This is a genomic window from Tardiphaga sp. OK245 (assembly GCF_900108575.1).
GTDB classification, from domain to species: domain Bacteria; phylum Pseudomonadota; class Alphaproteobacteria; order Rhizobiales; family Xanthobacteraceae; genus Tardiphaga; species Tardiphaga robiniae.
In genome coordinates this window covers 829,773-851,684 of the sequence record NZ_FNWZ01000002.1, presented here as the reverse complement: position 1 = coordinate 851,684, position 21,912 = coordinate 829,773, and the positions used below count along the sequence as shown (strand labels likewise).

At 63.7% G+C, this 21,912-nt stretch carries 15 protein-coding genes; 11 read left to right on the top strand and 4 right to left on the bottom strand.

Annotated features, from left to right (window positions below; all coding sequences use genetic code 11):
* Positions 1-495: 495 nt before the first annotated feature.
* The gene (gene mutM, locus BLW80_RS10710) at positions 496-1,377 is read right to left on the bottom strand and encodes a bifunctional DNA-formamidopyrimidine glycosylase/DNA-(apurinic or apyrimidinic site) lyase (protein ID WP_093757890.1); all 882 of its coding nucleotides are present in this window, start codon (positions 1,375-1,377) and stop codon (positions 496-498) included.
* Between the two features lie 94 nt (positions 1,378-1,471).
* Here mutM and ubiE point away from each other — a divergent pair, with 94 nt between their 5' ends.
* The 11 genes from ubiE to trxA all read left to right on the top strand — a co-directional run bounded on the left by ubiE (position 1,472) and on the right by trxA (position 18,519).
* Entirely contained in the window at positions 1,472-2,233 is a 762-nt protein-coding gene (gene ubiE, locus BLW80_RS10705; protein WP_093758214.1) for a bifunctional demethylmenaquinone methyltransferase/2-methoxy-6-polyprenyl-1,4-benzoquinol methylase UbiE, read from the top strand.
* On the top strand, positions 2,230-3,798 hold the full coding sequence (ubiB, locus tag BLW80_RS10700) for a 2-polyprenylphenol 6-hydroxylase (protein ID WP_093757889.1): 1,569 nt from the start codon (positions 2,230-2,232) through the stop codon (positions 3,796-3,798). The genes ubiE and ubiB overlap by 4 nt, the downstream gene beginning before the upstream one ends.
* 60 nt (positions 3,799-3,858) lie before the next feature.
* On the top strand, positions 3,859-5,304 hold the full coding sequence (gene coaBC, locus BLW80_RS10695; protein ID WP_093757888.1) for a bifunctional phosphopantothenoylcysteine decarboxylase/phosphopantothenate--cysteine ligase CoaBC: 1,446 nt from the start codon (positions 3,859-3,861) through the stop codon (positions 5,302-5,304).
* Positions 5,301-5,765, top strand: coding sequence for a dUTP diphosphatase (gene dut / locus BLW80_RS10690; RefSeq protein ID WP_093757887.1), 465 nt, complete (start codon positions 5,301-5,303; stop codon positions 5,763-5,765). Before coaBC ends, dut begins: the two co-directional genes overlap by 4 nt.
* A gap of 172 nt (positions 5,766-5,937) precedes the next feature.
* Entirely contained in the window at positions 5,938-8,460 is a 2,523-nt protein-coding gene (locus BLW80_RS10685; protein WP_093758213.1) for a sensor histidine kinase, read from the top strand.
* A gap of 11 nt (positions 8,461-8,471) precedes the next feature.
* On the top strand, positions 8,472-9,995 hold the full coding sequence (tsaE, locus tag BLW80_RS10680) for a tRNA (adenosine(37)-N6)-threonylcarbamoyltransferase complex ATPase subunit type 1 TsaE (protein WP_093758212.1): 1,524 nt from the start codon (positions 8,472-8,474) through the stop codon (positions 9,993-9,995).
* 157 nt (positions 9,996-10,152) lie between these two features.
* Positions 10,153-10,470: a PilZ domain-containing protein gene (locus BLW80_RS10675; RefSeq protein WP_093757886.1), complete on the top strand. Its 318-nt coding sequence runs from the start codon at positions 10,153-10,155 to the stop codon at positions 10,468-10,470.
* 159 nt (positions 10,471-10,629) lie between these two features.
* Positions 10,630-11,352 carry a nucleotidyltransferase family protein gene (locus BLW80_RS10670; RefSeq protein WP_089266886.1) on the top strand — a complete coding sequence of 241 codons (723 nt, stop codon included), beginning with the start codon at positions 10,630-10,632 and terminating at the stop codon, positions 11,350-11,352.
* Between the two features lie 68 nt (positions 11,353-11,420).
* Positions 11,421-14,612 carry a double-strand break repair protein AddB gene (addB, locus tag BLW80_RS10665; RefSeq protein ID WP_093757885.1) on the top strand — a complete coding sequence of 1,064 codons (3,192 nt, stop codon included), beginning with the start codon at positions 11,421-11,423 and terminating at the stop codon, positions 14,610-14,612.
* Positions 14,609-18,097 (top strand): double-strand break repair helicase AddA, encoded by a 3,489-nt coding sequence (addA, locus tag BLW80_RS10660; protein ID WP_139285803.1) that lies wholly within the window; start codon positions 14,609-14,611, stop codon positions 18,095-18,097. Before addB ends, addA begins: the two co-directional genes overlap by 4 nt.
* A 101-nt stretch (positions 18,098-18,198) precedes the next feature.
* Positions 18,199-18,519 carry a thioredoxin gene (trxA, locus tag BLW80_RS10655; RefSeq protein ID WP_068734104.1) on the top strand — a complete coding sequence of 107 codons (321 nt, stop codon included), beginning with the start codon at positions 18,199-18,201 and terminating at the stop codon, positions 18,517-18,519.
* Between the two features lie 246 nt (positions 18,520-18,765).
* Here trxA and BLW80_RS10650 read toward each other — a convergent pair whose 3' ends face one another.
* From BLW80_RS10650 to accD, 3 genes are read right to left on the bottom strand one after another with little or no spacing between them, the layout of a single operon-like run.
* Positions 18,766-19,506 carry a metallophosphoesterase family protein gene (locus BLW80_RS10650; RefSeq protein WP_093757884.1) on the bottom strand — a complete coding sequence of 247 codons (741 nt, stop codon included), beginning with the start codon at positions 19,504-19,506 and terminating at the stop codon, positions 18,766-18,768.
* Between the two features lie 57 nt (positions 19,507-19,563).
* Positions 19,564-20,895, bottom strand: coding sequence for a bifunctional folylpolyglutamate synthase/dihydrofolate synthase (locus BLW80_RS10645; protein WP_093757883.1), 1,332 nt, complete (start codon positions 20,893-20,895; stop codon positions 19,564-19,566).
* Entirely contained in the window at positions 20,892-21,821 is a 930-nt protein-coding gene (gene accD / locus BLW80_RS10640; RefSeq protein ID WP_093757882.1) for an acetyl-CoA carboxylase, carboxyltransferase subunit beta, read from the bottom strand. Before accD ends, BLW80_RS10645 begins: the two co-directional genes overlap by 4 nt.
* Positions 21,822-21,912 lie beyond the last annotated feature (91 nt).

The following is a 21,912-nucleotide window of genomic DNA, read 5'->3' as shown; positions in this document are numbered from 1 at the left end:
ACACGAACGACTCGCTGAAGCAGGCCAGAGCCGGATCTTCGAAGCCATTCCGATTGCGATTTACCTGATTGGCTCATTTCCTCTCGGACACCGGGAGCATGAGCGTCCACCGCGGATATAAGCTTTCGCATCTCCACCGTCTGCCAGCTATCTTCCCCATTATTAGGATGAATACGAGAAAGCAAAGCAGCGACAGCGTCCGAGCCGCGGGTTCCGTTGTTACAGGCTGCACATGCCGCGAACTCCATACCGCTAGGTCGCTGCTTATCTCGCAGCATCCCGCGCGACGGCATATGCTCCAATGTATCCGGCGGTCCGGCACAGTAAATACACCGAGGCTCCGTCGCGAGGACCGCTTCGCGCGTGCGGCTTTTGTGTCCTGCTTCTCCCATGCAAATAACTGTAACTCACCACATAGTTCAGGCACTAGTACAAACAAGGCTGAAAATCACGACCTCGATAATTCCATTTCTTGCCGGCTTCTCAGGTCTTATCTCACCTCTGACACTTCGGGCACCAGAACGTCGACCGCCCGTTCTGCACGAAACGTTTCACGATCCCCGAACAACCATTGGTCTGGCACGGCTCGCCTTCGCGGTCATAGACCTGAAACGAATGCTGGAAGTAACCGAGCTCGCCATCGGTCTGGCGGTGATCGCGCAGCGACGAGCCGCCGGCCTTGATGGCTTGGTTCAGCACCTCGTGGATTGCCGTGACCAGTCGTCTGGAATGATCGGTCGGCTCGCCCTTCTTGGTCGCCAGTGTCGCGGCCAGCCGCCGCGGCGACAGATGCGAGCGAAACAGCGCCTCGCAGACATAGATGTTGCCGAGGCCCGCGACGACGCGCTGATCGAGCAGCGCGGCCTTGAGGCTGGTCTTCTTGCCTGCGGTGGCGCCGGCCAGCATCGCCGCATCGAAGGCATTGCCCAGCGGCTCGGGGCCGATGTCCTTCAAGAACGGCTCGTTCTCGATCTCGCTGCGCGCAAAGATCTTCATGAAGCCGAAACGGCGGGGATCGTTGTAGATCACCGACGGACCCGACGACATATGGAAGACGACGTGATCATGGGCCCGCTCGTCGCTGCGCGGATGGTGGAAGGCGCCGGGCATCACGTTATTTTCATCGGAGACCACCCGGAAAGAGCCTGACATGCCCAAATGCATCAGTAGTACGTCGCCGGAATCCAGATCCGCCAGCAGATATTTGGCGCGGCGGCCAAGGCTGGTGATTACCCGGCCCTGCAACCTGTCGGCAAAATCCGGCTGAAACGGAAAACGCAGGTCTTTTCGCCTGAGATCCAGACGGGTGATCTTCGACCCCTCCATGGCCGGCTGCAGGCCCCGGCGGACGGTCTCGACTTCGGGTAATTCAGGCATGATTCACGTCATTCACCTTGAGAGGCTGACGTGATAGCCCCATTGCCGCAGGCGCGCTATGGTCCGCCGCGATGAGGCTTTTGAGATGAAAACGATGGATCAGCCGGGCGAAACCACCCATTTCGGCTTCAGGGACGTCCCCTTAGGCGACAAGCAGACGCTGGTGAACGATGTGTTCCACAGCGTGGCCCGGCGCTACGACCTGATGAACGATCTGATGTCCGGCGGCATGCATCGCGTCTGGAAGGACGTGATGATCAACACGCTCAACCCGCCGCGCTCGGACGCGCCTTTCGCCCTGCTGGACGTTGCCGGCGGCACCGGCGACATTTCCTTCCGCGCCGCCAAGGCGTCGGGCCTCGGCTTCTCGGCGACGGTCTGCGACATCAACACCGGCATGCTCGATGTCGGCCGCGAGCGCGCCATTACCCACCATCTCGAACATCAGGTCTCCTTCGTCGAGGGCAATGCAGAAGAGTTGCCATTCGCCGACAAGAGCTATGACGCCTATACGATCGCCTTCGGCATCCGCAACGTGCCGCGCATCGACCGCGCGCTCGCTGAGGCCTATCGCGTGCTGAAGCCGGGCAGCCGTTTTCTCTGCCTCGAATTCTCGACCGTGGATGTGCCGGGCCTCGACAAGATCTATGACCTGTTTTCGTTCAAGGTCATCCCGCCGCTCGGCAAGGCCGTCACCGGCGATTCCGAATCCTATCAGTATCTCGTCGAATCGATCCGCAAGTTTCCGAAGCCACCAATTTTCGCCGACATGATCCGCGAGGCCGGCTTCTCCCGCGTGAAGTACGAACTCCTCTCGGGCGGCATCGTCGCGCTGCATTCGGGCTGGCGTTTGTGATCTCGGCACTCAATCATATGGCGCGGCTGGCCCGCGCCGGCTTCGTGTTTGCGCGCGAAGGCGTGTTCGGCGTCGTCGATCCCTCGCTGGTGCCGCCGCCGGGACAGCTCGCGCTACGCATGGCGCGGCTCATTGAGCGGCCCGGCGCGAAATCGGGCGCGCGGCTGTCGCGCGCGCTGACCCGGCTGGGACCTGCCTATCTCAAGCTCGGCCAGTTTCTCGCGACACGACCCGACGTGGTCGGCGTCGCCATGGCGCGCGATCTCGAAAGCCTGCAGGACCGGCTTCCGCCGTTCTCCCTGACCGAAGCCGAAGGTGTCGTCGCCGCTTCGCTGGAACGCCCTGTGGCGCAGCTCTATGCGAGCTTCAGTCCGCCGGTCGCCGCGGCCTCGATCGCACAGGTGCATCGCGCCGAGATAGACAAGGATGGTGTCCGCAAGGTCTACGCCGTGAAAGTGCTGCGCCCGAATGTCGCCGCGCAATTCCGCCGCGACCTCGGCGATTTCGCTTACGTCGCCCACAAGGCCGAAGAGCATTTTTCCGAAGCGCGGCGCCTTCGCCTGATCGAGATCATCACCACCATGTCGCGCTCGGTGGCGATGGAGATGGATCTTCGGCTCGAAGCCGCAGCACTCTCCGAGATGGCGGAGAACACCCGCAACGATTCGGATTTCCGCGTGCCGGAAGTGGACTGGGATCGTACCTCGCACAATGTGCTGACGATGGAGTGGATCGACGGCATCGCGCTGAACGATCACAAGGGCCTGGAAGAATCCAACGTCGATCTGCCGGACCTTGGCCGCAAGGTGATCCAGAGCTTCCTGCGCCACGCGCTGCGCGACGGCTTCTTCCATGCCGACATGCACCCCGGCAATCTGTTCCTCGATCCTGACGGCCGCCTCGTCGCCGTCGACTTCGGCATCATGGGCCGGCTTGGCCTGAAGGAGCGCCGCTTCCTTGCGGAGATTCTGCTGGGCTTCATCACCCGCAACTATCGCCGCGTCGCCGAAGTCCACTTCGAGGCCGGCTATGTGCCCGGTCACCATTCAGTAGAAAATTTCGCGCAGGCGATCCGTGCCATCGGCGAGCCGATTCACAATCGCACGGCCGAAGAAATCTCGATGGCCAAGCTGCTGACGCTGCTGCTCGAGGTCACCGGCCTCTTTGATATGCGCACGCGGCCGGAATTGATCCTGCTGCAGAAGACCATGGTCGTAGTCGAAGGTGTCGCACGAAGCTTCGATCCCAAGCTCGACATCTGGAAGGTCGCCGATCCCGTTGTCCGCGAATGGATCGAGCGCAATCTCGGCCCATTGGGCAAGATTCAGGGTGCGCTCGCCGGCGCCGGCGAACTCGGCAAGGTCGCCGGCAGTCTGCCGGCCCTGGCAACACGGGCGCTGACGGTGCTGGAACAGTTGGAGACCATGACCCGCGACGGCGTCAGGCTCGACGACGCAACCATCGCCGCCATCGCGCGGGCGCGGGCCAAGCAGCTCCGCTGGCGCACCGTGGGCGTCTGGGTGATCGCGCTGTCGTTCCTCGGGCTGCTGCTGTCGATCCGCTAGAATGATTGCAATGCTGGCACTTTGTGCTAGCGTTGCTGTCAAAATAGCGCGAGACGCCTCATGGCCAGCCTGACGATCCGCAAGCTCGACGACGCCATTCGCGACGAATTGCGACTGCGTGCTGCCCGCAACGGACGATCGGTCGAGGACGAGGTGCGGGTCATTTTGCGTGAGGCGTCGCAAGACGGCCTCAAGACTGACGCAAGATTTCCCCAAGACGCGCCAACCCCGGAAAACCCACCCAAGCCCTTGAAAAAGATCGGCGATCAGCTCCGCGTCACGCTGATCATCGGCGGCGGAATCGCAGCCTATAAAGCGCTCGATCTGATCCGCCGGCTGAAGGAGCGGCACATCCATGTCCGCGTGGTGCTGACCCGCGCTGCGCAGCAATTCGTCACCCCGCTGGCCGCCAGCGCGCTGTCCAACGAGCGCGCCTACACGGACCTGTTCGATCCGCAGAGCGAATTCGATGCCGGGCATATTCGCCTTGCGCGTGAATGCGATCTCATTGTTGTGGCGCCTGCGACGGCGGACCTGATGGCGAAGATGGCCAACGGCCACGCTGATGATCTGGCGTCCGCTGTTCTGCTCGCATCCGACAAACCGATCCTGATTGCGCCCGCGATGAATCCACTGATGTGGAATAACGCCGCGACGCGCCGCAATGTCGCGCAGTTGCAGCGTGACGACATCAGGATGATCGGGCCGAATGCCGGCGAGATGGCCGAACGCAACGAAGCCGGTGTCGGCCGCATGGCCGAACCGACGGAGATTGCGATTGCGGCTCACGCCTTCCTGCGGCCGCCGCGCGCGCAACCGCTGGCGGGCAAGCGCGTGCTGATCACTGCAGGCCCGACGCATGAGCCGATCGATCCGGTGCGTTACATCGCCAATCGCTCGTCCGGCAAACAGGGCTATGCGATTGCCGCCGCGGCACGGGCCGCGGGCGCTGACGTCATTCTCGTCTCGGGCCCGGTCGATCTCGACGAGGTGCCTGGCGTGTCGATGACGCATGTCGAATCCGCGCGCGACATGCTCGCCGCGGTTCAAGCCGCACTGCCCGTGGACATCGCGATCTTCGCGGCGGCCGTTGCCGACTGGCGCGCCGTCAATGAAGGCGCGCAGAAGCTGAAGAAGACGGCCGGCGCAGCAATGGCACCGCTGCAGCTCACGGAAAATCCCGATATTCTGGCGACGATCTCGAAACTGTCCGAGCATCGTCCCCCCCTGGTGATCGGCTTCGCCGCCGAAACCGAGCACCTGATCGACAACGCCAAAGCCAAGATCGCGCGCAAGGGCTGCGACTGGATCGTCGCCAATGACGTCTCGCCCGCCACCGGCATCATGGGCGGCGACGATAATACCGTGCATCTGCTGACGCGCAGCAAAGACAGCACCGATATCGCCGTTGATTCGTGGGCGCCGATGAGCAAGGAACAGGTCGCGACGACCCTGATCGCGCGAATCGCCGACACCGTGACGCAATCCACGAAAGACCAATCATGAGCGCTACCATCCCCGTTCAGGTCGACGTCCAGCAGCTCCCGCATGGCGCTGGCCTCGCGCTACCGGCCTATCAGACCGCGCATGCTGCCGGCCTCGATCTGCTCGCCGCGGTTCCCGAAGACCAACCGATGATTCTCGCCAGCGGTAAATATGCGCTGGTGCCGACCGCGCTGACCATCGCGCTGCCGCCGGGCTTTGAGGCGCAGGTGCGCCCGCGCTCGGGCCTTGCCGCCAAGCACGGCATCACCGTGCTGAATTCACCAGGCACCATCGACGCCGACTACCGCGGCGAGATCGGCGTGCTGCTGATCAATCACGGCCCCGCGGATTTCACGATCAAACGCGGCGAGCGAATCGCCCAGATGGTAATCGCGCCGGTCACGCATGCGGAACTCGTGGTGGTCACGGCGCTCAGCGAAACCGAACGCGGCAGCGGCGGCTTCGGATCCACCGGCCGCTAGCGCGTATTTCGTCACATCGCGCAGCATTTGAATCAAATCCGCCTGCATTTTTTAACCGGGGACTCTGCGTTCACGGTCTGGACTCTTACCCGGCGACTCCCGAAGCGGATATTGTCGAACGATTCGCGATCGGGAGGGGCTGGTCGGGAAGACGTGCGGTTTGGGGCGAATGATGTCAGGCGTGATCGCGGCGATGCGTCGGACCTTGCTGTCGTGCACTTCCATAGTGCGCGACGGGCTTGTCGGCATCAGTGCGTCTGCACTTCTGGCCACCTCCTCGGCGTCGGCCGCTGACGAATCCTTCATTACCCAGACGCTGGCCAATCTGCTCGATCTCGATCGCCAGGAAATCGCCGCGCTGACGACCGCCACAGCGGTGCTCGGCTTCTCCGTCGTTTCCGCCATCCTGTTGATGCACAATCGTATTCGCTCGGCCAAGACCGAGGCAAAGCTGCGCGCGGAGCTGCATACGCTGCAGGTCGAATCCGACCGCTTTCGCGCTCTGCTGTTCACTGAGCCGCAGGTTCTGATCGCCTGGGCCGCAGGCGAAACCCGTCCCGATATCTCCGGCGACACCGCATTGATGATGTCGCAGGACCCACAGCAGCATCAGCCGCAGCGCATTCTCGCGTTCGGAACATGGCTGCCGCCGGAACCCGCGCTGCGGATGGATCATGCCGTCGACGCACTGCTCGATGCCGGCGAAGGTTTCCTGCTCAATCTGACGACCTCCAGTGGCCGCGCCATCGAGGCGATGGGCCGCGCCATCGGCGGTCAGGCCATTGTCCGGATTCGCGAATTGAGCGGTTTACGCCGCGAGCTCGCCGAAGTCTCGCTGCGTCACAAGCAACTGGCCGAGGAAACCGAGATTCTCCGCGGCTTCGCCAATGCCGCGCCATGGCCGATCTGGGCCAAGCATGCCGATGGCCGATTGAGCTTCGTCAATGCGGCCTATGCGCGTGCGACTGAAGCGACTGATACGGGCGATGCGGTCGGTCGCAATCTGGAACTGCTGGACAGCGACGACCGCAGCAGTCTGGCGCGTGCGCTGAACGACAACCAGCCCTTTGCCGCGCGCGTGCCGATCGTGATTTCCGGCGAGCGCCGCATCTTCGACGTCCACGCCGCCAAGGTCGCCAGCGGCAGCGCCGGCATCGCGATCGACGCCAGCGAAGCTGCCGCGCTATCAGCCGCTTTGGTGCGGATGGCCGAGGCGCATCGCCGCACGCTCGACCAGCTGTCATCGGGCGTCGCCGTATTCGACGGCCAGCGCCGCCTCGCCTTCTACAACGACTCCTATCGCCGGCTGTGGGATCTCGACCGCACCTTCCTCGACGGCAATCCCGACGACTCCAGTGTGCTCGACCGTCTCCGTGCTGCGCGCAAACTGCCGGAGCAGCCCGACTTCCGCGCCTGGAAGGCCAAGCTGCACGAAGCCTATCGTGCCGTCGAAGCCCATAAGGATGTCTGGTATCTGCCGGATGGCCGCGCGCTCTCGATCGTCACCACGCCAAATCCCGAAGGCGGCGTCACCTATCTGTTTGACGATGTGACCGAGAGCCTCGAACTGGCACGGCGCTTCGATGGCCTGATCCGCGTTCAGCGCGAAACGCTCGACAATCTTGCCGAAGCCGTCGCCGTGTTTGGCAGCAACGGCCGCGCGCAACTGTTCAATCCGGCTTTCGCCAAGATGTGGAAGCTGTCGGACGAAGCGCTGGAACAGCGCCCGCATATCGAAATGGTCGAGACCTGGTGCCGGCCATTGTTCGACGACACCCCGACATGGCAGGCGATCCGCAGCGCCATTACCGGGATCGACAACCGCAAGTCTGTTCCGCTCAAGCTCGAGCGCAAGGACGGCAGCGTGCTGGCCTGCATGACCATGCCGCTGCCCGATGGCGCGACCATGCTCACCTTCCAGGACATCTCGGACGCCGAGAATGTCGAGCGCGCGCTGCGCGAGCGCAACGAGGCGCTGGAGACCGCCGACCAGATGAAGGTCGACTTCGTCCACCACGTCTCCTACGAGCTGCGCTCGCCGCTGACCACGATCATCGGCTTCGCGCATCTGCTCAGCGATCCCGTGACCGGCCCGTTGATGCCGAAGCAGGCCGAATATCTCGATTACATCACCACCTCGACCGGCGCGCTGCTGGCGATCATCAATAACATCCTGGATCTCGCCACCATCGATGCCGGCGCGATGACGCTGAATCTCGGCCCGATCGATATCCGCAAGACCATCTCGGCGGCGGCCGAAGGCATTCAGGATCGCCTGGTGCGCGACCGCATCGCACTGCAGATCGATGTCGATCCTGCCATCGGCAGCTTTACCGGCGACGAAAGCCGCGTCGTGCAGGTGCTGTATAATCTGCTCGCCAATGCCGTCGGCTTTTCACCGCATGATGCCGCAATCACGCTGACCGCGCGACGATCCGAGCATACCATCACCTTCACCGTCACCGATCGCGGCCCCGGCATTCCGCCCGAGGTGAAGGACAAGGTGTTCGACTGGTTCGAGAGCCACGCCAATGGCTCGCGTCATCGCGGCGCAGGACTCGGCCTGTCGCTAGTGCGCTCCTTCGTCGAGCTGCATGGCGGCAAGGTTCGCGTCGATTCCGCGGTCGGCAAGGGCACCACCGTCAGCTGCGACTTCCCCATCGACCAGACCGCGCATCGCAACGCCGCCGAATGACCGACCCCATCATAAACGAGCCCTGCACATTTTCGCTGGCGCTCGCAAATGAGACCGCCACTGCGCAATTGATGGCCGACCTCGCCCTGCTGATCGGCCCCGGCGATGTCATCACCCTCTCGGGCGATCTCGGCGCCGGCAAGACGGCCGCGGCACGCGCGATGATCCGCTATCTCGCCAGCGATTCTGAACTCGAAGTGCCGAGCCCGACCTTCACGCTGGCGCAGAACTATGACCTGTCGTCGTTTCCTCTCATCCATGCCGATCTCTATCGTATCAACGACGCGAGCGAACTCGAGGAGATCGGCCTATCGCCGTTGCCGGACGACGTGGTCGCGCTGATCGAATGGCCGGAGCGCGCCGATGGTACGCTGCCGCCGGATCGTATCGATATTGCGCTCAGCCATCGTCCGGCACTGGGCTCCGTGGCGCGTGCCGCGGAGATCACCGGTCACGGCAAGGCCGCATCGGTCGTTCTGCGCCTGAAAGCACTGCGTGAATTTCTCGAAGAGGCGCGCTATCTCGATGCTATCAGACAGCGCATGGCCGGCGATGCGTCGACGCGCTCCTATGCGCGGCTGATCCGCGGTGATGACGTCTTCATCCTGATGAATGCGCCGAAGCGGCCGGATGGTGCGCCGGTCTATGACGGCAAGTCCTACAGCGCAGCGGTGCATCTGGCGGAGGACGTCAGACCGTTCGTCGCCATTGCGAACGGTTTGCGCGCGCAGGGGATCTCCGCGCCGGCGATTCATCACGCCGATCTCGATGCGGGTTTCCTGATCACCGAAGATTTCGGCACGGTGCCGGTGACCGAAGGCGAGCCACCTGCGCCGATCGCCGAGCGCTATCAGGCTGCAACCGATATGCTCGCAATGCTGCACGGCAAGACGCTGCCGGAGACGCTGCCGCTGTTGCCGCATGTCGATTACGCCATTCCCGTCTTCGACACGGATGCATTGCTGGTCGAGATCGGCCTGATGCCGGAATGGTATCTGCCAGACCGCGACGCGCCGCTCGCAGATGACGCACGCACTGAATTTGTCACGATGTGGCGCGCGCTGCTGGCGAAACCCGCTGCGGCGCCAAAGACCTGGGTACTGCGCGACTTCCATTCGCCGAATATCATCTGGCTCGACGATCGCGAGGGCATCAACAAGGTCGGTGTAATCGATTTCCAGGACACGGTGCTCGGCCCCGCCGCCTATGATCTCGTCTCGCTGCTGCAGGACGCGCGTATCGACGTGCCCGAGCATCTGGAGCTGACCATGCTGACGCGCTATATCAAGGCGCGGCGCGCGACCGATCCCGCTTTCGATGCCGCGGCTTTTGCCGAACTCTATGCAATCATGTCGGCACAGCGAAACACGCGACTGCTTGGTACATTTGCGCGGCTCAACCGCCGCGACGGCAAGCCGCATTATCTCAAGCACCAGCCGCGGATCTGGACCTATCTCAACCGCTCGCTGGCGCATCCGACGCTGGCGCCGTTCCAGCAGTGGTATGCGGCGCATGTACCACCGCCGCGGGCCTAGAGCCTTTTGTATTGGCGCGTTTTCTTGACGCGAACCGGCATCCACTTCGCGCGAAAACGCTCTAACACTTCCTTAACCACTTATTAGTCGCACGCGCTCTATCCTGCGCTTGAGCCCTGCACGTGCGGGGCTTGGCGTACTGGACAAGGGACGTGTCATGACGGAGCGGCGTGCCGGAGATCGGGTCGTTTTCGAGCACGGCTTTCCTGCGCACATGATGGGCATCGACGGCACCTGGCGTCGCTCCTGCATCATGGAAGATATTTCCGAGACCGGCGCCAAACTCACCGTCGATGGTTCTGTCGAAGGATTGAACCTGAAAGAATTCTTCCTTCTGCTCTCATCAACCGGACTTGCCTATCGCCGCTGCGAACTCGGCTGGGTCAATGGCGACCAGATTGGTGTGACTTTTCTCAAACCCAACGACAAAAAGAAAAAGACGAAACGTTCCGAGACGCAGGAGGCAGAAACGTGACTGTGCAGGCGGGTGTAATTGTCGCATCCGCGTCATCTCGGCCCATTATGGCTCGATAGGTTCATGCATGCGACACGCCGCCGTGCTACCATCATTTCAGCTCAAAAATTCAAGAACGATTCCATCAAGGCCCATCATTCTACCAAGGCCAATGTCGCTATGTCCGTAAAACCCACCAAAGCAATGGTTCTCGCCGCCGGTCTCGGCCTGCGCATGCGACCGCTCACCGACAACTTGCCGAAGCCGCTGGTCCCTGTCGCAGGACAGCCGCTGCTGGATCACGTGCTCGACAAGCTCGCCGCTGCTGGCGTGACCGAAGCCGTCGTCAATGTGCATTACCTGCCCGACCAGATCATCGATCATGTCGCGACGCGCACCAAACCGAAGATCACCATTTCCGATGAACGCGATCAGGTGCTCGGCACTGGCGGTGCCGTGGTGAAGGCGCTGCCTCTGCTCGGCTCCGAGCCGTTCTATCATCTCAATGCCGACACGATGTGGATTGATGGCGTGCAGCCGAATCTCGCGCGTCTTGCGGAGGCCTTCGATCCCGCACGTATGGACATCCTGCTGCTGATGGCGCCGACCGCCAACAGCATCGGCTATGCCGGATGCGGTGACTACGCGATGCTCACCGATGGTGCGCTGCGTCGCCGCAAGGAGAATCAGGTCGTGCCGTTCGTCTATGCCGGTGTCGCGATCCTGTCACCGGCGCTGTTCAAGGATGCGCCATCCGGTGAATTTTCGCTGACCAAACTGTTCGACAAGGCCAATGAGCAGGAGCGCCTGTTCGGACTGCGCATGGAAGGCGTCTGGATGCATGTCGGCACGCCCGACGCCGTGCGCGCAGCGGAAGATGCGTTCCTGGCGAGCGTCGCCTGAGTTTCCTGCGACTCCCGCCGCCTTCTCAGCCATGCCATGATGCACCCTGATCACGAATCAGGGTGTTCATGCGCGTCTTCAATATTCCGTCCTCGGCGCCATTCCTGCGCACGCTGATCACCGCGCTTGTCGACGGTGATCTCGTCGAGGGATTCTCTGCACGCGGCGCGCCGGAGAAACTGGCTGAAGTCACCCTGTATCTGCCGACACGCCGCGCCGGCCGCATGGCGCAGGAGATCTTCCTCGACGTGCTCGGTACCGACGCCGTGCTGCTGCCGCGTATCGTTCCGCTCGGCGATGTCGACGAAGAAGAATTGGCCTTCGCACAGGCGGCCTCGCCTGAGGCGCTCGAAAGGCTCGATGCACCTCCCGCGCTTGACGGATTGCAGCGCCGGCTTCTGCTGGCGCAACTGATTGCCGCATGGGCGAAGCAACTTGCACCGAGCGATCCCACGCAGACACCGCTCGTGGTCGGTGGCCCCGCCTCCACGCTCGCTCTGGCCGACGATCTGGCGCGGCTGATGGACGACATGGCGACGCGCAAGGTCGACTGGAGCGCGCTGGACGGGCTGGTGCCCGACGCGCTCGATCAGTATTGGCAACTCACGCTGCAGTTTCTGAGCATCGCCAGGAACGTATGGCCAGACATCCTCGCCGCACACAATGCGATTGAGCCTGCGGTGCGCCGCGATCTGCTGATCGATGCTGAAGCTTCGCGCCTAAAGGCCCACAAAGGCGGCCCCATCATCGCCGCCGGCTCGACCGGCTCGATGCCGACCACCGCGAAGTTCCTGCGCGAGGTCGCGCAGCTGCCGCAGGGTGCCGTCGTGCTGCCGGGCCTCGATACCGACCTCGACGACACCGCGTGGAATATGATCGGCGGCACGAAGGATGCGTTCGGTCGCACAGAGTCGTCCGCATCGAACCATCCGCAATTCGCGCTCCATGCGCTGCTGGAACGTTTCGGCATCACGCGCCGCGACGTGATGACGTTCGGCACGCCGTCGCCGCAGGGCCGCGAATTGCTGGCCTCGGAGGCGATGCGGCCATCCAATGCCACGGCGCAGTGGCATACGCGTCTCGCTCAGCCGGCCGTCGAAGAGAAAATCGCGGCCGGCATGCAGAACCTTGCTGTGATCGCCGCCGCGAATCCGGAAATGGAAGCGTTGGCCATCGCGATCGCCATGCGCGAAGCCCATGAACTCAAGAAGTCCGCCGCACTGGTGACGCCCGACCGCGCACTGGCGCGCCGGGTGATGGCCGCGCTGGGCCGCTGGAATCTCGTCTTCGACGATTCCGGCGGCGATGCGCTGACTGAGACCTCGGCCGGCATCTTCGCGCGCCTCATCGCCGAGGCGGCAGCGGAGCAGCTCGAACCGGCGACATTGCTGGCGCTGCTGAAACATCCGCTGTTTCGTTTGGGCGCGGCGCCGAACGCCTGGAAAGACGCGATCGAGACGCTCGAACTCGCGCTGCTGCGCGGCACGCGGCCGACGCCCGGTACCGCCGGACTGGCGCAGGACTTCACGCGCTTCCGCGACGAGCTCGGCAAGCTGCGCCGCCGCGAAGCGTCGATGCTGCATGGCGCGGAGCCGCGCGCAAAACTCCACGACGACCGTCTTGACCGCGCGGAAGAACTGATCGCCGGATTGCGCACCGCCCTGGCGCCGCTGGAAGGCATCCACCCCATCAGGCCGATCGATTTCGCTGAAGTTGCCTTGCGGCATCGTGAGGCGATCAAGCTCTTGTCGCGCGACGACAGGGGCAACGATGTCGCGCTTGTGGGGCGCGAAGGAACAGCGCTCACCAAGGCGTTCGACGATCTCGTCGTCATGGAGACTGTCGCGACCGAGAGCGGCGACGAGGAGCGGCTGCACCCCAGCGGGCTGATGATGCAGCTCCGCGATTATCCCGATGTGTTTCAGACCGCCTTCGCTGACCGCATCGTGCGCCGGCCCGAAGTCGCCAATGCCAGCTTGCGCATCTATGGCCAGCTCGAAGCGCGGCTGACGCAATCGGACCGCGTGATCCTCGGCGGCCTCGTCGAAGGCATCTGGCCGCCGTCGCCGCGCATCGATCCCTGGCTGAGCCGCCCGATGCGGCATCAGCTCGGGCTCGATCTTCCGGAACGCCGTATCGGCCTCACCGCGCATGACTTCGTGCAATTGCTCGGCACCGAGGACGTCATCCTGAGCCACACCGCGAAAGTTGGCGGTGCGCCGGCCGTCGCGTCGCGCTTTCTGCACCGGCTCGAAGCTGTTGCCGGCGAGACCCGCTGGGACGCGGCGCTGGCCGCGGGCGAGCACTATGTTCGCTATGCCGAAGAGCTCGATAAACCCGACACCGTCACGCCGATCGTCCAGCCGGAGCCACGGCCGCCGCGGGACGCGCGACCGCTCAGACTCTCGGTCACCGCCATCGAGGACTGGCTGCGCGATCCCTATACGATCTATGCCAAATATATTCTGGGCCTGGCGCCGCTCGATCCCGTCGACATGCCGCTGTCTGCGGCCGACCGGGGATCGGCGATCCATGCGTCGCTCGGCGACTTCACCATAGAATACAGCAAGGCGCTGCCTGACGATCCCGCCGCCGCGCTACGCCGGATCGGACAAGCACATTTTGCGCCCCTGATGACGCGGCCGGAAGCGCGCGCGCTGTGGTGGCCGCGATTTCTGCGCATCGCATCCTGGTTTTCCGCCTGGGAGATCGACCGCCGCATCAATGTCGCCAGCATCGACGCGGAAGTGCGCGGCGAGATCAAGATCCCGCTCGATCACGGCCGCGTCTTCCATCTCTCGGCGCGTGCCGACCGTATCGAACATCGCAGCGACCGCACTTTCGCCCTGCTCGACTACAAGACCGGCCAGCCGCCGACCGGCAAGCAGGTCCGCATGGGCCTGTCACCGCAGCTCACGCTGGAAGCCGCGATCCTGCGCGAGGGTGGATTTGCCGGCATTGCCGCGGGATCGTCGGTCAGCGAACTGGTCTATGTCCGGCTCAGCGGCAACAATCCGCCCGGCGAAGAGCGGCTGCTTGAACTGAAGATCGAGCGCAAGGACGAGGCGCAGTTGCCCGACGATGCCGCGATCGAAGCGCGCGCCAAGCTGGAAGCGCTGATCCGCAGCTTCGAGGACGAAGCCACCGCCTATACGTCGCTCAGCCTGTCCATGTGGTCGAACCGCTATAGCAGTTATGACGATCTGGCGCGGATCAAGGAGTGGTCGGCCAATGGTGGCGGCGGGGGAGGCGAGTCATGAGCGGCCCGCGCAATATCCCGCCCGCCGCGAGCGCCAAGCAGCAGCTCGCGTCGGATCCGGCTTCCTCGGTGTTCGTCTCGGCGAATGCCGGCTCCGGCAAGACCTATGTGCTGGTCAACCGCGTGATCCGGTTGCTGCTCAACGACGTCCCGCCGGAGAAAATTCTCTGCGTGACCTTCACCAAGGCCGCGGCGGCCAACATGGCGGAGCGGGTGTTTACGCGACTTGGCCATTGGGTCACGCTTGACGACGCCGCGCTCGATGCTGAGATCAGAAATGCCGGCGCCGTTCCCAGCCGTAAAGTACGCGAGCGCGCTCGCGAGCTATTCGCCAGCGCGCTGGAGACGCCTGGCGGCCTGAAAGTCCAGACAATCCACGCGCTGTGCACGCGACTACTGCAGCAATTTCCGTTCGAGGCCAATGTGCCGGCGCGGTTCAGCGTGCTCGACGACCGCGACCAGAACGAGATGATGGAGCGCGCCAGCCTGCAAGTGCTGTTGCATGCGGCGGCGGCACCTGACAGCGCCGAGGGCCGCGCGCTGACGACCGCGATGACCTCGGCCGCCGACGTGACCTTCCGCGACGTGGTGCGCGAGGCGAGTCTGTCCCGCGATCAATTCCTGGCATGGATCGAGCGCGCCGGCTCGACCGACGCCGCGATGTCGCAACTCTCGGCGACGCTGGGCGTGACAGCCGGCGATACCAGAGAGAGCGTCGAGCTGGAGATTATCGACGGGCCGCATCTGCCCCGCGAGCGCTGGATCCCCGCCGCCGAAATCTTCGAGACCGGCAGCAAGACGGACAACGATCAGGCAGCGCGGCTGCGTGAGGCTTTGGCGTTGTCGGGCACCGAACAGGTCGAGAAATACCTCGAACTGTTCCTGACCAAGGACCAGAGCTTACGCAAATCGCTGGCGACCAAGAAGATCGCCGACAGCCGACCGGATCTGCTGGCGGCCCTGCAGCGCGAGGGCGATCGTGTGATCCCGCTGCTGGAGCGCCGCCGCGCCGTCGCGATGCGCGAACGCACCCAGTCGCTGCTGGTGATCGCCAGTCAGGTCGCGGAGAATTATCGCCGCGAGAAGAACGAGCGCGGCCTCCTGGACTACGACGACCTGATCGCGCGCACGCTGGAGATGCTGGATCGGGTGTCGTCGAGCTGGGTGCATTTCAAGCTCGACCGCGGCGTCGATCATGTGCTGATCGACGAGGCGCAGGACACCAGCCCGCGGCAATGGGACATCATCACCCACCTGATCTCGGAATTCACGTCGGGCGAAGGTGCGCGCGACGGGCTCAAGCGCACGATCTTTGCCGTTGGCGACGAGAAGCAATCGATCTTCTCGTTCCAGGGCGCGGCGCCACGCGAATTCGATCTGCGGCGCAAGGCACTCCAAAGCCGGTTCAAGGACGCCGGGATGAAATTCGATCCCATCGCGTTCAGTCATTCGTTCCGCTCGGGCTCGGCCATTCTGCAATCGGTCGATCACGTGTTTCGCGAAGAGGCGATCTTCCGCAGTATCCACGCCGTGGAGAACGGCTATCCCATTCATGAAACGCTGGAGGATGCCGGTCCCAGCCTGATCGACCTCTGGGAGCTGGAGCAGCCCGACGACCGGCCCAGCATCGAAGGCTGGCAGGCGCCGTTCGACAAGCGCTCCGAGACCAGCCCCGAAGTGAAGCTCGCACGCCGTGTCCAGACCGAAATCAAGGACCTGATCACGGCGAAGACCGAGACCGGGCCTATCGGCAAGCGCCGCGCGCTGCGCTATGGCGACATGCTGGTGCTGGTGCGCCGCCGCGGCAAGGCCTTCGATGCCATCATCCAGGCGCTGAAACATGCCGGCATTCCCGTCGCCGGTGCCGACCGGCTGAAGCTCACCGAACATATCGCCATCATCGACCTGATGAACCTGGCCGACGCGCTGCTGCTGCCGCAGGACGATCTGGCATTGGCGACCGCGTTGAAGAGCCCACTATTCGGCCTCGATGACGATGACCTGTTCAAGCTGGCCTATGAGCGCACGGGATCGCTGCGCGACGCACTCGGCGAAAAGGCGGCGAGCGATCCCAAGCTCAGCGGCGCTTTCAAGCGGCTCATCGCCTGCGAGAGGCGCTTCGCCAGCGAGACGCCTTTCGCGTTCTATGCCTGGCTGCTCGGCGGTGATCACGGCCGCGCGCGCATCCTGCGTCGGCTCGGCCATGAGGCCAATGACGCGCTGGATGAGTTTCTCGAACTCGCGCTGGGCTATGAGCGCAAGGCGCCGGCCTCGCTGCAGGGCTTCGTCGCCTGGCTGCGCGCCGCCGACACGGAAGTGAAGCGCGACATGGAGATCACCCGCGACGAAGTTCGCGTGATGACCGTGCATGGCGCCAAAGGCCTGGAAGCACCGGTCGTATTCCTGGTCGATACCACATCGTCGCCGGCGGATTCGCAGCGACTCAATTTGATCCATCTCCCGCAGGGCAACGCCGCACCGAACAGCCCGGGCGTCGTGGTCTGGGCCGGCAAGAAGGCGGACGATCCGCCAGCAGTCGCCGCGGCGCGCGCCGATATGATCCGCGATACCGAGGACGAATATCGCCGGCTGCTTTATGTGGCGATGACGCGCGCGGCCGATCGCCTGATCGTTGGCGGCTGCATGCCCGGCAACCGCAACGAGGTGCGGCCGCTGTCCTGGTACGACCTGATCCAGAAGGGCCTGGAGAATTCCGGGCTGCAGATGCAGAGCGTGCCGCCGCCGGACGGCCTGGTGAAACGCTATACACGGGTGGAAGACGTCGTACCCGTGCCGGGCACTGCAACGCCTGTCGCTACGGCAGCGCCGATCATGCTGCCGGCGTGGCTCCGCGACAAGGTCGGCGACCAGCCGCACCGCGAAAGCCTGCTGCGGCCATCGGATGCCGACGATGACGACGGGCGCGGCCAGCGTACCGGTGAATCCGAGCGGCTGCGCCAACTGGCCTTGCAGCGCGGCAACCTTGTGCACCGGCTGCTGCAATCGCTGCCCGACATCGCCGCCGAAAAGCGTCGCGAGACCGCGCTGAATTTCCTCGCTCGCAACGCCAATGACTGGACCGATCTCGACCGCGTGGCGCTGGCCACGCAGGTGCTGTCGCTGATTGGCGATCCGCGCCTCGCGGAACTGTTTGCCCCCGGCAGTCGCGCCGAGGTGGCGGTGGCCGGACGACTGACGCGGAAGGACGGGTCGCCCGTGCTGGTGTCGGGCCAGATCGACCGGCTGGTCCTGACCAAAACGGAGATCCGGATCGTCGATTACAAGACCAACCACAACCCGCCGCGCAGACTGATCGAGGCGCCCAAGGCCTATATCCGGCAGCTGGCGCTGTATCGCGGCGTGCTCGCCAAGTTATACCCAGACCGGCCGATCCGGGCCGCCCTGCTCTGGACGGAAACGCTTGAAATGATGGAGATTTCCGGTGCTGCGCTGGACGCGGAGCTGGCCGCCATCATCTCACTGTGACCAACCTTGACCCGGCAAGGGGGCGTTCATAGGTTGGATGCATCATTCCAGCGCGCGAATCTTCCAGCGCGCCCTTCATTGAACAGGACGAGGATACGACAATGGCCGTTGGCAAGGTGACAGACGCCGATTTCGAAGCAGAAGTGCTCAAGGCGACCGGGCCGGTCGTGATCGACTTCTGGGCCGAATGGTGCGGCCCGTGCCGCATGATCGCGCCGGCGCTCGATGAGATCTCCGCCGCAATGGGCGAGAAGGTCACCATCCTGAAGCTCAATGTCGACGAGAATCCAAAGACCGCATCGAAGTACGGCGTGATGTCGATCCCGACGCTGATGATCTTCAAGGGCGGCGAAATGGCCTCGCGCCAGGTCGGCGCCGCGCCGAAGGCGAAGCTGCAACAGTGGATCAGCGCTGCGGTCTGATCGCGCGCTTTATCTCTGAGAATTCGACGGCCAGTGATCACCTCACCGGCCGTTTTTGTTTTGTGTACCCAACCTCGCCCCGCTTGCGGGGAGAGGTCGACTTTCACATGCGGAGCATGTGGAAGGCGGGTGAGGGGGAGCCAGTGTTTCACTCGCTGGCTCCCCCTCACCCGCCGCGGACTTCGTCCGCGCCACCCTCTCCCCGCAAGCGGGGCGAGGGAAGCGACGCCGACCGTTTTCTTTGCATCAGCGAATCCATCCCGTCGCCAGTGCGCTCGCCCATTCCGGTCGCTGGTGCTCCAACGCCAACTCCGCCATCGCCTGATGGTCGTAAGGCACCTGACGGAACGTCACCTGCCATCGCTTGCCCACCTTCTCGATGATCGCGTAGCAGGCATCCGGCGTGCCGACTTCCAGCGTATGCGGATAGGGTGTGACGTCGCGATAGCCGGGACCACCGACGCTGCCGGGATTGACGATCATGCGGCCGTCGCGAAGCCTGACGGCACGCGCGATGTGGGTGTGGGCGCAGAGAATCAGCGATTGGGTGATACCCTTCGCCTTCTCCTCGATGGCTTCGATCGCAGCCATATGCACGATGCCTTCGGGGGTCACCGCTTCCATCCAGTAGGTGTTGTCGTCATCGGGCGTCGCGTGAACGAGATAGACCTCACCCTGATAAATCGTGCTGAAGGGCAACGCGCGTAGCCAGTCCATCTGCTCTGGTTCTAGCTGGCTGTGTGCCAGCCGATCGGACGGCCACATGTCGTCAAGCTTGTAGTCGGTGATGTAGCGATCATGATTGCCGCGGACATTAGTGGCATTGAGGCCCATCATGATGTCCACCGCACGGCGCGCATCGAGCGCACCGCTGGCCATATCACCAAGATTGACGATGTCGGTGATGCCTTGGGTACGGATATCGGCGACAACCGCCTCAAGGGCAAAGTGGTTGCCGTGAACATCGGCAATGGCAGCGAAGCGCATCGAACCTCCCTAAAATCAAGCAAAGATCAATCAGAGATCACTTGTATCGATGCCGTTCTATGCAGGGAGCGTGCCGTTCTCCGCAAGTACATGACCGGCCAGATAGAGCGAGCCTGCAATCAGGATCCGCGGAGGCACTTCATAGGCGAGCCGGGTGAGGGATTGCAGCGCATCGGCGACGCTCGGCGCTGTCTCGACGCGCATGCCGAGACTCCGCGCGGCGTCGGCCAACGCATCCGGCGCCATGACGCCGTCGCGGCCGGGGATTTTCACCGCGATGATATGGCGGGTCTGGCCGGCGAAATTCGCCAGAAAGCCCGTCGCATCCTTGTTGGCCATCATGCCGGCGATCACCACCAGCGGCCGCGGCACGCGCTCTTCGAGATCGCCGAGCGCCGCCGCAATGACGCGCCCGCCATCGGCATTGTGGCCGCCGTCGAGCCAGACTTCGGAATCGGTGGGCGCCGCCGCGACGAGCTTGCCCGATGTCAGCCGCTGCATCCGCGCCGGCCATTCGGCGCGCGCGACACCGGTTTCATAGGCGGCAGGATCGATCCTGAAGATATCCAGCGCGCGCAATGTCGCAATCGCCAGACCCGCATTGCCGAACTGATGGCGTCCGAACAGCCGCGGCGCGGCAATATCCATCAACCCGCGATCATCCTGATACACGAGGCGGCCGCGCTCGATATTGACGTGCCATTCCTGCCCGGCGCTCACGAGCGGCGCATGCATCCTGCGCGCCTGCTGTTCGATCACATCGGTTACATCAGGCGCTTGCTCGGCCGTGATGACCGGCACGCGGCGCTTGATGATGCCGGCTTTCTCGGTTGCGATTTTCGCGAGCGTGTCGCCGAGGAAGTCGGTGTGATCGATGGTAATCGGTGTGAGCACGCAGGCGGCGGGCGTTTCGATCACATTGGTCGCATCGAGCCGCCCGCCGAGGCCGACTTCGAGTAGCACGACATCGGCGGGATGCTTCGCGAACAGATCGAACGCGACGGCGGTCTCGGCCTCGAACAGCGTGATGGGTGCGCCGGCATTGATCGTCTCGACATGCGCGAACGCGTCACGCAATGCGTCGTCACTCACTAACGTGCCGGCGAGCCGGATGCTCTCATTCATGCGGACGAGATGCGGCGAGGTATAGACGTGAACGCGCAGTCCGGCGGCCTCGCAGATCGCGCGCAGATAGGCGATGGTCGAGCCCTTGCCGTTGGTGCCGGCCACATGAATGACCGGGGGCAGCTTGCGCTCGGGATTGCCGAGCTGCGCCATCAGCCGCTGCATGCGGTCCAGCGACAGATCGATGGCGTTCGGATGCAGCTTCGAGAGCCGCGCCAGAATCTCGCCGAGGTCGGGCGACGATGGCGGCGCGGAGGTGCTCACGCGTGCGCGGCCGGCACCGCGTCCGGAGCCACGACGATCTCGGCCGGAATGCTCTCCGCGCGCGGCGGGCTCGCAATGGCTGGAGATTTCGTCAGCAGACGGCAGAGGCGCGCGAGCGTCGGCTTCAGATCGTGGCGATGCACGACCATGTCGATCATGCCGTGGTCACGCAGATATTCGGCGCGCTGGAAACCTTCCGGCAGCTTTTCGCGAATGGTCTGTTCGATCACGCGCGCACCGGCAAAACCGATCAGCGCGCCGGGCTCGGCGATCTGCACGTCGCCCAGCATCGCATAGGACGCGGTGACACCGCCGGTGGTCGGGTTGGTGAGCACGACGATGTAAGGCAGCTTGGCCTCGCGCAGCATCTGCACGCCGACGGTGGTGCGCGGCAGCTGCATCAGCGACAGGATGCCTTCCTGCATGCGTGCTCCGCCGGAGGCCGCGAACACGATGAATGGCGATTTCTTCTCGACGGCGAGTTCGAGCCCCCGCACCAGCGCTTCACCGGCAGCCATGCCGAGCGAGCCGCCCATGAAATCGAAATCCTGTACGGCGACGACGACGCCGGAGCCTTCCATCTTGCCGTAACCGACCTTGACCGAGTCGTTCATGCCGGTCTTGGTGCGGGCATCCTTGATGCGGTCGACATATTTGCGCTCGTCGCGAAACTTCAGCGGATCGGCGATCACTTCGGGCAGCGCGACGTCGTACCAGGTCTCGTTGTCGAAGATCGACTTCATGCGGGCGGTGGCGCCCATGCGCATGTGATAGTTCGAGCCGGGAATGACGAACTGGTTGCTCTCGACGTCCTTGTAGAACACGAGCTGTCCGGTATCCGGGCACTTGATCCAGAGGTTCTCGGGCGTATCGCGCTTGAGGATGCTGCGGATCTTCGGCCGGACGACGTTGGTGAGCCAGTTCATATGTGTCTCCGCGTCGCTGAGATGATGCGTCGCTCTGATATCTATATGGCGGCCGGAACGGAGCCCGGCAACCGTTGTTCCCGGTTGATGG

What these genes read in the sequence shown, in the direction of transcription:
- mutM (WP_093757890.1), bottom strand. Translation starts at nt 1,377, where the DNA reads ATGCCTGAATTACCCGAAGTCGAGACCGTCCGCCGGGGCCTGCAGCCG.
- ubiE (WP_093758214.1), top strand. Translation starts at nt 1,472, where the DNA reads ATGGATCAGCCGGGCGAAACCACCCATTTCGGCTTCAGGGACGTCCCC.
- coaBC (WP_093757888.1), top strand. Translation starts at nt 3,859, where the DNA reads ATGGCCAGCCTGACGATCCGCAAGCTCGACGACGCCATTCGCGACGAA.
- dut (WP_093757887.1), top strand. Translation starts at nt 5,301, where the DNA reads ATGAGCGCTACCATCCCCGTTCAGGTCGACGTCCAGCAGCTCCCGCAT.
- BLW80_RS10685 (WP_093758213.1), top strand. Translation starts at nt 5,938, where the DNA reads ATGTCAGGCGTGATCGCGGCGATGCGTCGGACCTTGCTGTCGTGCACT.
- BLW80_RS10675 (WP_093757886.1), top strand. Translation starts at nt 10,153, where the DNA reads ATGACGGAGCGGCGTGCCGGAGATCGGGTCGTTTTCGAGCACGGCTTT.
- BLW80_RS10670 (WP_089266886.1), top strand. Translation starts at nt 10,630, where the DNA reads ATGTCCGTAAAACCCACCAAAGCAATGGTTCTCGCCGCCGGTCTCGGC.
- addB (WP_093757885.1), top strand. Translation starts at nt 11,421, where the DNA reads ATGCGCGTCTTCAATATTCCGTCCTCGGCGCCATTCCTGCGCACGCTG.
- addA (WP_139285803.1), top strand. Translation starts at nt 14,609, where the DNA reads ATGAGCGGCCCGCGCAATATCCCGCCCGCCGCGAGCGCCAAGCAGCAG.
- trxA (WP_068734104.1), top strand. Translation starts at nt 18,199, where the DNA reads ATGGCCGTTGGCAAGGTGACAGACGCCGATTTCGAAGCAGAAGTGCTC.
- BLW80_RS10650 (WP_093757884.1), bottom strand. Translation starts at nt 19,506, where the DNA reads ATGCGCTTCGCTGCCATTGCCGATGTTCACGGCAACCACTTTGCCCTT.
- accD (WP_093757882.1), bottom strand. Translation starts at nt 21,821, where the DNA reads ATGAACTGGCTCACCAACGTCGTCCGGCCGAAGATCCGCAGCATCCTC.